This window comes from Kistimonas scapharcae (genome assembly GCF_039540975.1).
In the GTDB taxonomy this organism is placed as follows: domain Bacteria; phylum Pseudomonadota; class Gammaproteobacteria; order Pseudomonadales; family Endozoicomonadaceae; genus Kistimonas; species Kistimonas scapharcae.
In genome coordinates this window covers 26,824-42,033 of record NZ_BAABFL010000089.1, presented here as the reverse complement: position 1 = coordinate 42,033, position 15,210 = coordinate 26,824, and the positions used below count along the sequence as shown (strand labels likewise).

At 53.1% G+C, this 15,210-nt stretch carries 12 protein-coding genes and 1 tRNA gene; 12 read left to right on the top strand and 1 reads right to left on the bottom strand.

Features of this window, described 5'->3' with window-relative positions:
- Positions 1 to 37 precede the first annotated feature (37 nt).
- The 12 genes from folP to pnp all read left to right on the top strand — a co-directional run bounded on the left by folP (position 38) and on the right by pnp (position 13,239).
- The gene (gene folP / locus ABD892_RS05395; protein WP_345194375.1) at positions 38 to 892 is read left to right on the top strand and encodes a dihydropteroate synthase; all 855 of its coding nucleotides are present in this window, start codon (positions 38 to 40) and stop codon (positions 890 to 892) included.
- 31 nt (positions 893 to 923) lie between these two features.
- Positions 924 to 2,261 carry a phosphoglucosamine mutase gene (gene glmM, locus ABD892_RS05390; protein WP_345194374.1) on the top strand — a complete coding sequence of 446 codons (1,338 nt, stop codon included), beginning with the start codon at positions 924 to 926 and terminating at the stop codon, positions 2,259 to 2,261.
- A 103-nt stretch (positions 2,262 to 2,364) separates the two neighbouring features.
- On the top strand, positions 2,365 to 3,126 hold the full coding sequence (gene tpiA, locus ABD892_RS05385; protein ID WP_345194373.1) for a triose-phosphate isomerase: 762 nt from the start codon (positions 2,365 to 2,367) through the stop codon (positions 3,124 to 3,126).
- A 6-nt stretch (positions 3,127 to 3,132) separates the two neighbouring features.
- A complete protein-coding gene (gene secG / locus ABD892_RS05380) occupies positions 3,133 to 3,540 on the top strand; it encodes a preprotein translocase subunit SecG (protein WP_345194372.1) in 408 nt (135 codons plus the stop codon).
- Between the two features lie 35 nt (positions 3,541 to 3,575).
- Positions 3,576 to 3,661, top strand: a tRNA-Leu gene (locus ABD892_RS05375).
- 398 nt (positions 3,662 to 4,059) lie between these two features.
- A complete protein-coding gene (gene rimP / locus ABD892_RS05370) occupies positions 4,060 to 4,515 on the top strand; it encodes a ribosome maturation factor RimP (RefSeq protein WP_345194371.1) in 456 nt (151 codons plus the stop codon).
- 73 nt (positions 4,516 to 4,588) lie between these two features.
- Positions 4,589 to 6,082, top strand: coding sequence for a transcription termination factor NusA (nusA, locus tag ABD892_RS05365; protein ID WP_345194370.1), 1,494 nt, complete (start codon positions 4,589 to 4,591; stop codon positions 6,080 to 6,082).
- Positions 6,083 to 6,108: 26 nt separating this feature from the next.
- Positions 6,109 to 8,610: a translation initiation factor IF-2 gene (gene infB, locus ABD892_RS05360; RefSeq protein WP_345194369.1), complete on the top strand. Its 2,502-nt coding sequence runs from the start codon at positions 6,109 to 6,111 to the stop codon at positions 8,608 to 8,610.
- Between the two features lie 202 nt (positions 8,611 to 8,812).
- Complete coding sequence (gene rbfA / locus ABD892_RS05355) at positions 8,813 to 9,223, top strand: 30S ribosome-binding factor RbfA (RefSeq protein WP_345194368.1); 411 nt, start codon at positions 8,813 to 8,815, stop codon at positions 9,221 to 9,223.
- Entirely contained in the window at positions 9,210 to 10,145 is a 936-nt protein-coding gene (gene truB, locus ABD892_RS05350; RefSeq protein ID WP_345194367.1) for a tRNA pseudouridine(55) synthase TruB, read from the top strand. Before rbfA ends, truB begins: the two co-directional genes overlap by 14 nt.
- Positions 10,146 to 10,426: 281 nt before the next feature.
- On the top strand, positions 10,427 to 10,696 hold the full coding sequence (gene rpsO, locus ABD892_RS05345) for a 30S ribosomal protein S15 (protein ID WP_345194366.1): 270 nt from the start codon (positions 10,427 to 10,429) through the stop codon (positions 10,694 to 10,696).
- A 437-nt stretch (positions 10,697 to 11,133) separates the two neighbouring features.
- The gene (gene pnp / locus ABD892_RS05340) at positions 11,134 to 13,239 is read left to right on the top strand and encodes a polyribonucleotide nucleotidyltransferase (RefSeq protein WP_345194365.1); all 2,106 of its coding nucleotides are present in this window, start codon (positions 11,134 to 11,136) and stop codon (positions 13,237 to 13,239) included.
- A 94-nt stretch (positions 13,240 to 13,333) separates the two neighbouring features.
- On the opposite strand, the gene rpoD is transcribed toward pnp, so the two are convergent.
- Positions 13,334 to 15,175, bottom strand: coding sequence for an RNA polymerase sigma factor RpoD (gene rpoD / locus ABD892_RS05335; protein ID WP_345194364.1), 1,842 nt, complete (start codon positions 15,173 to 15,175; stop codon positions 13,334 to 13,336).
- Between the last annotated feature and the right edge of the window lie 35 nt (positions 15,176 to 15,210).

The window sequence follows — 15,210 nt, the reverse complement described above, 5'->3', positions numbered from 1 at the left end:
ATACTCCGCGTACTTTAATCATTCCCGGAACTGAATCATGCAAACAGTGTTCAACTGCTCAAATCGGTTGCTCGATTTGTCTCGCCCACGGATTATGGGGATATTGAATGTCACGCCAGATTCTTTTTCTGATGGCGGACGTTACAATACGCTCGATAAAGCCGTTCGGCATGCGGTTGAGATGGTCGGGACGGGCGCAGACATTGTTGATGTGGGTGGTGAATCTACCCGTCCCGGTGCGCAGACTGTTACGGTTCAGGAAGAAATTGATCGGGTAGTACCGGTTATTGAAGCGCTACGCCGCGAACTGGATGTGGTGATTTCTCTGGATACCAGTGAAGCGGATGTCATGCGGGCAGGTGCAGCGGCTGGCGCGGGTATTATTAATGATGTACGAGCGCTGACGCGTAATGGTGCGTTACAGGCTGCGGCTGAGTTGGATTTACCCGTCATTCTTATGCATTCGTTGTGTGAACAGCCTGAACCCGGTTTTGTGCCGCAGTATAATGATGTCGTCACTGATGTAAAAGCCTACCTGGCTGGCAGGGTGGCGGCTGCCGTTGATGCCGGCGTTAAAAAAGAACAGATTATTTTGGATCCCGGTTTTGGTGGTGGCATGTTTGGCAAAGCGCCGCCCCACGATCTGGCCATGATTCAGCGGTTTTCCGAGTTTCTTGAAATGGGAATGCCGGTTCTGGCGGGCTTGTCCCGTAAATCATTTATTGGCGCCATCCTTGATCGTCCGGCCAGTGAGCGTTTGCCTGCCAGTCTGGCGGTGGCGGCATTGGTGCTGAATGCCGGCGCCCACATTCTGCGCGTCCATGATGTTGCGGAAAGCGCGGATGTATTAAATATGGTTATGGCGCTGAAAGCGTTGAATGAAGCCGCATAAGGCATGCGGTGGTAGAGAAAGGATTGCGAGAATGACGCGTAAGTATTTTGGTACTGATGGTATTCGCGGTCGTGTCGGAGAATTTCCGATTACGCCGGAATTTGTCCTTAAGCTGGGTTGGGCTGCTGGGCGGGTCTTTGCCGGGCAGGGGGCAAACCGCGTTATTATCGGGAAGGATACCCGCATTTCCGGGTATATGTTTGAGTCGGCACTGGAGGCCGGTTTGTCTGCGGCCGGTGTGGATGTCTGGTTGCTTGGTCCCATGCCGACACCGGCGATTGCTTATCTTACGCGTACATTCAATGCCTGTGCCGGTATTGTCATCAGTGCATCCCATAACCCCTACCATGATAATGGCATCAAGTTTTTCTCATCCCGTGGTGACAAGTTACCGGATGGTGTTGAGCTTGCGATTGAGCGAATGCTGGATGAGCCTCTGGAGGTGGTTGAGCCTGACTGTCTGGGTAAGGCTCGGCGGATTGAGGATGCGGCTGGTCGGTATATTGAATACTGTAAGGCAACGGTGGGTACGGGGCTGGATCTGTCTGGCCTGAAAATTATTGTCGATGGTGCCCATGGTGCGACTTACCATGTTGGTCCTGCGGTGTTCCGGGAGCTCGGCGCGACGGTCGATGTCATCGGTGTGCAGCCAGACGGACTGAATATCAATAAGGATGTCGGTTCCACCCATCTGGACGCTCTGCGTGCGGAAGTTGTTGCTCGCGAAGCCAACCTCGGTATCGCATTTGATGGTGACGGTGATCGACTGATGATGGTGGATCACAAGGGTGAAGTGGTTGATGGGGATGAGCTCATCTACATCACAGCTGCTTTTCGTCGTGCTCGTGGCGAGCTGGCTGGTGGGGTTGTCGGGACGGTCATGAGTAATCTCGGTATGGAAAAAGCCCTGGCGGATCTGAGTATTCCGTTTGAGCGTGCCGCCGTGGGGGATCGTTATGTTAATGAGTTGCTGTTGAAAAAAGGCTGGCAGTTGGGTGGCGAGTCTTCCGGCCATATTATTTGCCGTTATGTTTCCACTACGGGGGATGGCATTGTGTCTGCGCTGCAGGTGTTGCGGGCAGTGGTAGAAACCGGGCGATCGCTGCACGCTCTCAAGTCAGATATGGCCAAATATCCCCAGGTGATGATCAATGTTCGGCTGCCTGAGAAGATGGATGTGTCTGGTAATCCCGCTGTCACTAAAGCGGTGTGCGCTGTTGAAGCCCGACTTGCGGGGCGTGGGCGTGTGCTTTTGCGTCCATCAGGTACTGAGCCGTTGATTCGGGTGATGGTGGAAGGTGAAGACTACCAGGAGGTTGCGGACAGTTGTCGTGAGCTTGCTGATGTTGTGAAAGCCCAGCTGGGATGATGTTTCCGTTGGTTTGAATCGAGGGTGCTTGACAATCACGCTGGTTGTCTAAAGCACCCCGGTACGCTAACATTCCGAGCCTTCATTCTGACCGAGGTGTAGTATGCGCAAGCCGTTGGTTGCCGGTAACTGGAAGATGAATGGTTCCCGTACCATGATTGCAGGGCTTTTGGATGGCCTGACCGCTGGCCTGACGGAAGGGTGTGACAAAACAGAGATAGCCGTTTTTCCTCCCTCAATTTATCTTTCCCAGGTAAAAGACGCGCTGGATGGTTCATCTGTCGCCTGGGGTGTGCAGAATGTCTGCACGCAAGAGGGGGAAGCGGGTGCTTATACCGGAGAAACGGCTGTTGCTATGGCGGCGGATTTTGGGTGTGCCTATGTGTTGGTGGGGCACTCTGAGCGGCGTGCGCTGTATGCTGAGTCGGATGCGGTGGTTGCAGCTAAGTTTGCGCTGATTGCAGGTCAGAATCTGGTGCCGGTTTTGTGTGTCGGTGAAACACTGGAAGAGCGTGAGCGGGGTGAGACGATGTCGGTTGTGAGTCGTCAGCTTGGTGCGGTGCTTGATGGTGTGGATGCGGCTTTACTCAATGATTTCGTGATTGCTTATGAGCCGGTGTGGGCGATAGGCACGGGCAAAACGGCGACACCGCAGCAGGCTCAGGATGTGCATGCTGAAATTCGCGGATTGCTTGAAAAACGTTGCCCTGACATGGCTGCGCGGACCCGTATTCTGTATGGTGGCAGCGTCAAGGCGTCGAATGCGGTCGATATTTTAGGTCAGTTGGATGTGGATGGCGCCCTGGTGGGTGGCGCATCGCTCAAGGCTGAAGAGTTTCTTGCTATCTGTAGAGCTGCAGGTTAAATCTAGATGGAAACAGTGATTCTAATTATTCATGTCATTATTGCTATTGCCCTGGTGGCGCTCGTGCTGCTGCAGCAGGGTAAGGGGGCGGATACCGGTGCATCCTTTGGTGGTGGTGCTTCTCAGACTGTTTTTGGTAGCCAGGGTTCGGCAAGCTTTCTCGGTCGTGTGACGGCCGCGTTGGCGACAGTCTTCTTTCTGACCAGCTTTGGCCTGGCGATGCTGGCCAAGCAGAAGGCGGATTCCATGCTGGATCTGGGCGTACCTGCAGAAGTGACTGAGACCTATCAGGAAGTGCCTGCGGTGAATACGGATGCGCCGATGGTGGATGAAATTTCTGTAGATTCTTCCAATGCCCCTATGATAGACTCTGCCGCGTCTTCTGAGGGAGATGTGTCGAAGTCTACTGAATGACATGATGCGTCTGCCAAGGTTGTAGTTTAGATGTAGCCGAAGTGGTGGAATTGGTAGACACGCCATCTTGAGGGGGTGGTGCTCTATGAGCGTGCGGGTTCAAGTCCCGCCTTCGGCACCAGCGAATTTGTGGGTGGTCGACAGAGTGTCGGCCAGCTGAATTGACCGATTCCGTGATATGGCAATATAATTAATCAGTCATTTAGAGGAGCTGATTGTAAGGTGTCGTAACAAAGTAGGTTGCCCTTGTGGCAATAAGATGCCGGATCAGTTTCAAGATTGTGGAAAAGCCCCTCGTTATAGGGGCTTTTTTGCTAGGCATAAGCTGTTGCCGCAGCAGCAGGACATCCGCATGTTGTCCCTGCTGAGGGCAAGGTCGCAGGATGGGCTATATAGCCCATTTTTTATTGCTTTAAATTGTCGCCTGTTTCTGGCAACACGAAGGTTGTGGCTGTCTGCTGACGCAGGGGGCGTAAAGAGGCGGGCAGGGTTCACAGTCAGTTGCTGAGGGCGGTGTAAGTGGCTAGCAAGCTGGAAGTATTACACGAGCTGATCGAGCCAGTCGTCGAAGGGCAGGACTGCACCTTCTGGGGGCTCGAGCTCCTGGCGCAGGGGCGCCATAGCCTGTTACGGGTCTATATCGATACCGAGCAGGGCGTTACTGTTGATGATTGCGAGAAAGTCAGTCGACAGCTGAGTGCTGTGATGGATGTTGAAGACCCTATCAGTGGTGAGTATACGCTGGAAGTGTCTTCTCCTGGGCTTGATCGGCCCCTGTTTACCTTGGCTCAGTACGAGAGCCATGTTGGTCAGGTGGTCAATGTGCGGTTGCGGGTTCCGTTTGAAGGACGACGCAAGTACAAAGGGGTGATCAAGGGCGTCGAGGGTGACGAAGTGGTGATTGTCTGTGAAGGGCATGAATTCCTGTTTCCCATGGATGTCATTGAAAAAGCCCATGTGGTTCCTCAGTTCTAATAAAGTGTCTGGCTGACGATGACGGCGCAGGCCCGACAGGAATGACCAGATTTATCGATACGAGAGGCAGAGCATGAGCAAAGAGATCCTGTTGGTCGTTGACTCGGTTTCCAATGAGAAGGGCGTGCCGCCCGATGTTATTTTTGAAGCCATTGAAGTGGCGTTGGCAGCAGCCACCAAGAAGCGCTATGAAACCGAAGTCGATATCCGGGTAGCCATTGATCGATTGAATGGCGACTATGATACGTTCCGCCGCTGGACTGTTGTGGCGGATGAGGATTTTGAGGTTCCCGGTGCTCACCTGACCCTTGACGAAGGCAAGGAAAAGGACGAAGCGCTGGAAATTGGTGATGTCTGGGAAGAGCCGGTTGAGTCCATTGCCTTTGGGCGTATTGCCGCCCAGGCTGCCAAGCAGGTGATTGTTCAGAAAGTACGTGAAGCTGAACGCCGGCAGATCGTTGATTCCTACCGTGACAAAGTCGGTGAGCTGGTTGCGGGTACGGTTAAAAAAACTAACCGTGACACCTATATCATTGATCTGGGTAATAACGCCGAGGGTATCCTTCGCCGCGATCAGGTCATTCCCCGTGAAAGTTTCCGTATGGGTGCTCATGTTCGCGCCCTTCTGAGCCATATTTCAGAAGAGGGGCGTGGTCCTCAGCTGATGCTGAGCCGGACTGCTCCCGAGATGCTGATAGAGCTGTTTCGGATTGAAGTGCCTGAGATTGCCGAAGAGGTCATCGAAATTCGAGCTGCTGCCCGTGATCCTGGATCTCGTGCCAAGATTGCTGTCAAAACCAATGATGGGCGCATTGATCCGGTGGGTGCCTGCGTCGGTATGCGTGGTGCCCGGGTTCAGGCAGTCTCCAATGAGCTGCAGAACGAACGTGTTGATATTGTCCTTTGGGATGACAATCCGGTGCAGCTGGTCATCAATGCAATGCAGCCCGCTGAGGTTGCTTCCATTGTTGTTGATGAAGATAACCACACCATGGATATCGCGGTAGCGGAAGATAATCTGGCCCAGGCGATCGGTCGTGGTGGTCAGAATGTGCGCTTGGCCAGTGAGCTCACTGGCTGGACATTGAATGTAATGACCGAGGAAGCTGCTCAGGAAAAACAGAGCCAGGAAGCGGGTCGTCTGGTTGATCGTTTTGTTGAATGGCTTGATGTGGATCAGGACCTGGCCGCGGTTCTGGTTGAAGAAGGTTTTTCAAACCTGGAAGAAGTGGCCTACGTGCCTCTTGAGGAAATGCTGGCTATTGACGGTTTTGATGAAGAAATCGTGAACCAGCTACGTCAGCGTGCTAAAGACAAGTTGTTGGCTCAGGCGATTGCTGATGAAGAAAAACTCAAGGGTGCCCAGCCTGCCGAAGATCTCTTGAATCTTGATGGCATGGAACAGCCTCTGGCCATTGAATTGGCATCCCGTGGTGTGACTTCGCTGGAAGAGCTGGCGGAGCAGGCAACCGATGATCTTCTTGAGATCGAAGGACTGGATGCGGAACGTGCCGGAGAGTTGATCATGAAGGCGCGGAATATCTGCTGGTTTGGAGAAGAGAACTGAGCAGGCCACTTTAGAGGAGAAGTTAGATGGCAGATGTAACAGTAGCACAACTTGCCGAAGTGGTCGGAGCTCCGGTAGATCGACTTCTGCAGCAAATGAAAGATGCAGGACTTTCCCATAAAGAGCCTGGTGAGACCGTATCGGATCATGAGAAAGCTGCCCTGCTTGCTTACCTGAAGCAGGCGCATGGTGAAGCCCCCCGTGTGTCTGAGCCGAGCAAGATTACCCTGAAGCGGAAGACTGTCAGCCAGATGAAGGTGGCAGGCGGTTCCGGCAAGAACAAGATCGTTAACGTTGAAGTGCGTAAGAAGCGCACCTTCGTGAAAAGTGAGCAGGCTGCTGAGCAGGAGAATGAGCAGCGTCGGCAGCAGGACTCGCGTCGCGAAGAAGATAGTGTGCGTCTGCGTGCTGAAAAAGAGGCTCGTTCAACGGCGCGTAATCAGCGTAGTCGCGAAGATGCGGAGCGTCAGGAAGAAGAGCGTCGTCGTCAGGCGGATGAAGCAGCTAAACTGAAGGCTGAAGAAGAGCGTCGTCAGGCTGATCAGCAGGCCAAGCTGCAGGAAGCGGAGTCTGGCAATCGCCGTGGCGCGCCAGGCAAGCGTGGCAAGAAAGAGCGTGATGATGAACGTGATGATGATCGTCGTGGTCGCGGTGCCAAGGGTAAGGGGGGGCGTAAGGATCGCCGTGATGACCGTCGCCCGACGCTTTCTCGCAAGCCGTTTAAGCCGTCTGCGGGCATGGAGCACGGCTTTACCAAGCCGACTGCGCCAGTCGTGCGTGAGGTTTCGATCCCGGAAACCATTACCGTCGGTGACTTGGCCCAGAAAATGGCCGTCAAAGGCGCTGATGTCGTCAAGTACATGTTCAAGCTTGGCACCATGGTGACCATCAACCAGGTGATTGATCAGGATACTGCCGCCATCGTTGTTGAAGAGATGGGGCATAAGGTCAAGCTGGTCAAGGCGGATCAGATTGAGGATACCCTCGAGCAGGAGCTGTCAGCACCGCAGGGCGAAAGCATTTCTCGTGCGCCGGTTGTAACTGTTATGGGCCATGTTGACCATGGTAAGACCTCGCTGCTTGATTACATCCGTAAATCCCGGGTGCAGTCTGGTGAGGCCGGTGGTATTACCCAGCATATCGGTGCATACCATGTGCAGACTGACAAGGGCATGATCACCTTCCTGGATACTCCTGGCCACGCAGCGTTTACCGCCATGCGTGCCCGTGGTGCCCAGGCAACGGATATCGTTATCCTGGTGGTTGCGGCTGACGATGGTGTTATGCCTCAGACGGAAGAAGCGATTCAGCACGCCCGTGATGCGGGTGTACCGATCGTGGTTGCCGTCAACAAGATGGATAAGCACGAAGCCGATCCGGATCGCGTGAAGAATGAACTGGCTCAGCGGGATGTTATTCCGGAAGACTGGGGCGGTGATGTCCAGTTTGTACCGGTGTCTGCCCATACAGGTATGGGTATTGAAGATTTGCTGGACAGTGTCCTGCTGCAATCTGAGATGCTGGAACTGACTGCTGTGGCGGAAGGTCCGGCTCGTGGTGTGGTCATTGAATCCCGTCTGGACAAAGGGCGCGGTCCGGTTGCCTCCGTACTGGTGCAGTCTGGTCAGCTGAACCGTGGCGATAACGTGCTGGTAGGTCAGCAGTATGGCCGTGTGCGTGCGCTGCTGGACGAAAATGGCAAGGCTATTGAGCAGGCTGGTCCTTCCATCCCGGTTGAGATTCTGGGCCTGGATGGTACGCCGGATGCGGGTGATGAGCTGCTGGTTGTTCAGGATGAGCGCAAAGCGCGTGAAATCGCCATGTTCCGTCAGGGCAAGTTCCGTGAAGTGAAGCTGGCGCGTCAGCAGGCGGCCAAGCTCGAGAACATGTTCAAGGATATGGGCTCTGACGAGAAGAAAACCCTTAAGGTGGTTCTCAAGACCGATGTCCGTGGTTCTCTGGAGGCGATCACCGCCGCACTGCAAGAGCAGGGCAACGAAGAAGTCGACGTTAAGGTTATCTACGGCGGCGTAGGTGCTCTGACCGAAACTGACGCGAACCTGGCGCTGGCGTCCAACGCGATTCTGGTTGGTTTCAACGTTCGTGCTGACTCTGCCGCACGTCGTGTTGTGGAAGCTGAAGGTCTGGATCTGCGCTACTACAGCGTCATCTATGACATCATTGATGACGTCAAGCAAGCGCTGACTGGCATGCTCAAAGCTACCTTCCGCGAAGAAATCGTGGGTGTTGCCGAGGTGCGTGATGTCTTTAAGGCGCCTAAGATTGGTGCGGTGGCCGGCTGTATGGTCATTGAAGGTATCGTCTACCGTAATGAACGCATCCGCGTACTGCGTGAAAACGTGGTGATCTACGAAGGTGAGCTCGAGTCATTGCGCCGCTTCAAGGATGACGTTGCGGAAGTTCGACACGGCATGGAATGCGGTATTGGTGTTAAGAACTACAATGACGTCAAGGTCGGCGACAAGATTGAGGTTTACAAGTCTGTCCAGGTTGAACGGAGCCTGTAATATCCTTTGTTAAGGTGAGCTGCCGGACTTTCGGGTTCGGCAGCTTTTTGTGTTTTAGCTCTGTGCTTTTCAGGGCAGGACAGGATGTTGTTTCTTTGCAGGCAGGCTGCTGTTGTTTTGGATAACAGTGATCTGTCATTTGGCAGGCTGATTGTCAGGGAGTGTCCGGATTGCCTGCAGATTGTTTGTATATAGTAGACTTATGCCAAGAGAATTCAGTCGTACCCAGCGTATTGCGGACCAGATGCAGCGAGAGCTTGCAGGTATTCTGCAACTGGAAATGAAAGATCCTCGCCTGGGGATGGTGACAGTTAGTTCGGTGACCGTTAGCAAGGATCTTGCGTTTGCTGACATCTATGTCACGTTTCTTGGGCTGGATGGTCAAAAGGCTACGAATGAGGCTGTGGATGTGCTGAGGCAGGCGGCCGGCTTTCTGCGTAGCACGCTGGCCAAGCGTATGCAGATTCGTTTCGTGCCCACCCTGCGTTTTCATTATGATGAAACCATCGAACGTGGCAGTTACATTTCCTCATTGATTGACAGTGCGGTCGCCCGTGATGGCGAGCGGCAGGTAGATGTAAGTGATGAGGAGGCTACGGATGGCAAGGCGTAGGAAGTTCAGAGGGCGCGATGTCAATGGTATTGTCATTATCGATAAGCCAACCGGTGCCTCTTCTAACGATGTTTTGCAGCGTGTGAAGCGCCTGTATGGTGCTGCGAAGGCTGGTCATACCGGAAGCCTCGATCCTTTGGCAACGGGGGTTTTACCTGTTTGCCTAGGAGAGGCGACCAAGCTTTCTCAATATCTTCTGGATTCAGATAAAAGTTATCGGACTGTTGCTAAGCTGGGTATCCGTACGGCAACGGGGGATTCTGAAGGTGAGGTGATCCAGGAGCGTCCGGTTGCAGTCACCGAGCGTGATGTTGAAGCGGTGCTGGAGAAGTTTCGAGGGCCTGGTGAGCAGATTCCTTCCATGTATTCTGCTATCAAGCACAATGGTCAGCCCTTGTACAAGCTCGCGCGTGAAGGTATTGAGGTTGAGCGTAAAGCCCGTCCCATCAATATTTATCGGTTGGCAATGACCGCTTTTCGTGGTGATGAAATTGAGCTTGAGGTGGATTGCAGTAAAGGCACCTATATCCGCACGCTGGTTGAGGATATTGGTGAAATGCTGGGATGTGGTGCACATATCATTGATTTGCGACGTTTGAAGGCGGGGCCTTACTGTGAAGAGGGTTCCTTCACGCTGGAAGCGCTGGAGCAGGTGCGCGATGGTGGTGGCCACAAGGGGCTGGATGATCTTCTTATGTCTCAGGACAGCGCAGTTAGTCAGATGCCGGCTGTGGCACTGGGAGAGGCCAGCAGCTTTTACCTTTTGCAGGGGCAGTCTATCCAGGTGCCTCGGGCGCCCACGTCCGGATTTGTTCGCATCTATCGTTCGATGTCAGATGCGCCGGATATTTTTCTAGGTATCGGTGAAATTACTGATGAGGGGCTCGTTGCACCGCGTCGTTTGATCAAGCAGAAAGATTAGTGACTGACTGTGCCGGCATTAATCTGGCGTTGTGGTCTTTACAAAGTCATACAGCAATTGCGTAACCATCTGATACAATTGCAGGGTGATAAAAAGGCCGTATAAAGATAGAATACGGCCTTTCGTTTTCTCGGTGCGGGAAGTTTGGTGGCTTATGCCATCGATAGGCTTGCATGAGAAATTACATGGAATAACACGTTGTGGTGATTCCTGAAGGGTGGCTGTAAATATGCGCGGTCAACCCCAGTTTGTTAAATAGCATATTAACCAGGAGTTTTATCATGGCCCTGTCTGCTGAAAAGAAAGCTGAAATCGTTAAGGAATTCGGCCACGCTGAAGGTGATACCGGTTCTCCCGAAGTGCAGGTTGCCCTGCTGACTGCCAACATCGAAGGTCTGCAGTCTCACTTCAAGAGCCACATTCACGATCACCACTCTCGTCGTGGTCTGATTCGCATGGTTAACCAGCGTCGTAACCTGCTGAGCTATCTGAAGGGTAAGGATGTTGAGCGTTACCGTTCCCTGATCGAGCGTCTGGGTCTGCGTCGCTAATTGTTGCTTACGCGACGACTGAGTTGCTTTCTCTGCTACCTGTCTGACAGGTAGCTGGCACCGCTATCAGCAGCCAAATGGTGAGCTTTTAGCGGTGTTTTTGTATGGGGCGCCGATAGGTGTGCGTACTAAAGCCTGTTGAGGTGTCGGTGCCTGTTCTGTTTGTTGGTTGCAGTAGTTTCCGATAGCAAGCAGAATTCGTATGCTTGACGTATATGATGACGGGCAGTGCTTGCAATTATGCGCTGTAACCGTGGTCTTTGTCAGCTAAAGAGGTAGGCCTTTGGCTATTCTCTTGTTGAGGTAGATTGACTCAAGACTGATCGAACGAATCGGGTGCAATCCTGAGTGCTGTGACGCAGCTTTCCGGATTGCATCCTGTATACCGACAGTTCGATGAGTTAATCGGTATCTTGTATTGATAAAAGGAAATGACCGTGAATCCGGTTAAAAAACTGTTTAAGTTCGGTGATACCGACGTCATCCTGGAGACAGGACGCATTGCGCGCCAGGCATCTGGTGCAGTTTTGGTGACCATGGGCGACCTGTCTGTACTGACAACGGTTGTTGGTGCCAAGGAAGCCAAGGAAGGGCAGGACTTTTTCCCGCTGAGTGTTCACTATCAGGAAAAAACCTATGCTGCGGGTCGTATCCCCGGCGGCTTTTTGAAGCGTGAAGGGCGTCCCAGTGAGAAAGAAACCCTGACCTCCCGCCTGATTGATCGTCCTATCCGTCCATTGTTCCCCAAAGGGTTCATGAACGAAGTGCAGGTCATCTGTACCGTTCTGTCTACGGATAAAAAGAATGATCCTGATATGGCGGCAATGATCGGCACGTCAGCTGCGCTGGCGATTTCCGGTATTCCGTTTGGTGGCCCGATCGGTGCTGCCCGCGTTGGCTTTACTGAAGAAGAAGGCTATATCCTGAATCCCAGCTTTGAGCAACTAAAAGAGTCCGAGTTGGACATGGTAGTTGCAGGTACTGCTGATGCTGTCCTGATGGTTGAGTCAGAAGCTCAGGAGCTGACTGAAGATGAAATGCTGGGTGCGGTACTGTTTGCGCAGCAGGAGTACCAAGTGGTGATTCAGGCGATCAAGGAACTGGCCGCAGAGGTTGGTAAGCCTGTCTGGGATTGGCAGCCTGCCGCTGAAGACACAACGCTGATTGAGCGTGTCAAAGGTGCTTATTTGGGGCGTATTGCTGAAGCTTACCAGGTTGCCGAGAAGCAGAAGCGAAATGATGCGCTGGCTGCCCTGCGTGCTGAGGCGCTTGCTGAGCTGGCCGGTGGTGAAGAGGCTCAGGCCGATGCGAAGAGCGTCAGCAAGGTATTCGCCAGCCTGGAAAAGAACTTGGTGCGGGAGAATGTTCTGGATGGTCAGCCGCGTATTGATGGCCGAGATACCAAGACAGTTCGTCCGCTGCACATTGAAGTTGGTGTTTTGCCCAAAACTCACGGTTCAGCACTGTTTACCCGTGGGGAGACGCAGGCGCTCGTGACTACAACCATGGGTACCTCCCGTGACGCACAGCTGGTTGATTACCTGGAAGGTGAGCGTCGCGAACCTTTCATGCTGCACTATAACTTCCCTCCGTTCTCTGTGGGTGAGTGTGGTCGTATGGGTGGCGTTGGTCGTCGTGAGGTCGGTCATGGTCGTCTGGCGCGTCGTGGTATTCAGGCTGTGCTGCCAAATGATCAAGAATTCCCTTACACGATCCGTGTTGTGTCTGAAATCACAGAATCCAATGGTTCCAGTTCCATGGCTTCAGTTTGTGGTTCCAGCTTGGCGTTAATGGATGCGGGGGTGCCGCTGAAGGCGCCGGTAGCGGGTATTGCTATGGGGCTCATCAAGGAAGGTGAGCGCTTTGCGGTGCTGACCGATATTCTGGGTGATGAAGATCATTTGGGTGATATGGACTTCAAAGTGGCGGGTACCGCTAAAGGTGTCACTGCGCTGCAGATGGATATCAAGATCGACGGTATTACCGAGGAGATCATGGATATCGCCCTGGAGCAGGCCCTGCAGGCTCGTTTGCACATTCTCAGCCAGATGAATCAGGTAATCAGTGAGTCTCGTCCTGAGCTGTCTGAAAATGCACCGTCAACTATGACGCTCAAGATCGATACTGACAAGATTCGCGATGTTATCGGTAAGGGAGGTTCTACGATCCGTTCCATCTGTGAGGACACTGGTGCATCTGTTGATATCGATGACGCTGGTGTGGTCAAGATCTATGCGGATACCCGTGAAGCCTGTCAGGCGGCTTATGACCGTGTTTACGGCGTCACCGCTGAAGCTGAAATCGGTAAGATCTATCAGGGGTCTGTGACCCGTATCGTGGAGTTTGGTGCATTTGTCACGATCCTCCCAGGTCAGGATGGTTTGGTACACATCTCCCAGATTGCAGAAGAGCGTGTCAACGATGTGAATGACTACCTCAAGGTCGGTCAGCAAATCGACGTTATCGTCATGGATGTTGATGCACGTGGTCGTATCAAGTTGAGCATGAAGGAAGTGGCTCGCGCCAAGGAGCAGCAATCCTGAGTATGCTGAAATAAAAAAGGAGCCGAAAGGCTCCTTTTTTATTTCCTGATAAAAGCAGCAACGTTAACGCTGCTTTTATTAAATACCATGGTTGTTACTCGTCGAGGAAGCTGCGCAGGTGATCTGAGCGTGTCGGATGGCGCAGTTTGCGTAAGGCCTTGGCTTCAATCTGACGGATCCGTTCACGGGTAACGTCAAACTGTTTACCAACTTCCTCCAGCGTATGGTCGGTATTCATGTCGATGCCGAATCGCATGCGCAGTACCTTTGCTTCCCGTGCGGTCAGTCCTGACAAAACATCGCGAGTCGCATTCTTGAGGCCTTCGCCTGTTGCGGAATCGATCGGCGAGTCCATGTTGCTGTCTTCGATGAAGTCGCCCAGGTGGGAGTCTTCATCGTCACCAATCGGCGTTTCCATGGAGATCGGTTCTTTGGCGATCTTCATGACCTTGCGGATCTTGTCCTCTGGCATTTCCATGCGTTCGGCTAGTTCTTCCGGTGTGGGTTCGCGACCCATTTCCTGCAGCATCTGGCGCGAAATCCGGTTGAGTTTGTTGATCGTTTCGATCATGTGCACCGGAATCCGGATGGTTCTTGCCTGGTCTGCGATGGAGCGGGTGATAGCCTGGCGGATCCACCAGGTGGCGTAAGTGGAGAACTTATAACCACGGCGGTATTCGAACTTGTCGACGGCTTTCATCAGGCCAATATTGCCTTCCTGGATCAGGTCAAGGAATTGAAGGCCGCGGTTGGTGTACTTCTTGGCAATGGAGATAACCAGCCGCAGGTTAGCCTCAACCATCTCTTTCTTGGCGCGGCGGGCTCTTGCCTCACCAATAGACATCTGTCGGTTGATGTCCTTGATCTGAGAAAGCGACAGGCCAAACTCATCGCCGGTAGCTTTGAGTTTCCGCTGGGCGCGCAGGATTTCTACACGGTACTGTTCCAGTGCAGGTGCATACGCGTGCCCTTCGGCAATAATGCCGTCCAACCAGTTCAGGTTGGTTTCATTGCCCGGGAATTTTTCAATAAAGGTCTTACGCGGCATCTTGGCTTTGCGGATGCAAAGCTGCATGACGGTTCGCTCGTTGAATTTGATCTGGTCAAGTGCATTGCGAACACGGAATACCAGCAGGTCAAAGACGCGAGGAACTAGTTTGATTGGGATGAAAACCGTCGCCATTTCGGCAAGGGCGGCTTTGGCCTCCTTGCTATCACGACCATGGGCTTCAATCGTCTTTAAGGCGTTTTCCAGCTGGCTACGGAGTTCGGTAAAGCGTTCACGGGCTTCTTCCGGGTCGGGGCCGGATGCCTGTTCATCATCGCTATCGTCGTCATCGTCTTCTTCTTCGATGTCGTCGTCACTGGCGTCGATATCGTCCAGGTCAGGTTCAGGGGTGCTTTGCTGAACTTCAGCGTCCGGATCAATATATCCACTGAAGAGGTCGCTGAGGCGGCCTTCTTCTTCGACGATGCGATCATATTCATTCAGTACGGTTTCAACAGAACCGGGGAAGTTGGACAAAGCGGTCATGACTTCCCGCAAGCCTTCTTCGATACGCTTGGCGATCTTGATTTCGCCTTCCCGGGTCAGCAGCTCGACGGTACCCATTTCTCGCATGTACATGCGCACGGGATCGGTGGTGCGGCCAGCTTCCTGCTCAACGGCGGCCAGAGCGGCAGCGGCTTCTTCAGCAGCGGCTTCATCGGCGTCAGCGCTGCTATCATTCATCATCAGGGTATCAGCATCCGGAGCGGTTTCGAAAACCTGGATACCCATGTCATTGATCATGCGGATAATGTCTTCGACCTGATCCGGATCGGAAATATCCTCAGGCAGATGATCATTGACTTCCGCGTATGTCAGGTAGCCTTGCTCCTTGCCGCGGGTGATGAGCTCTTTTAATCGGGATTGTTGTTGAGAATTTGCGGACATATCAACCCTATAACAGCGATGTGTGTGGTGCCGGC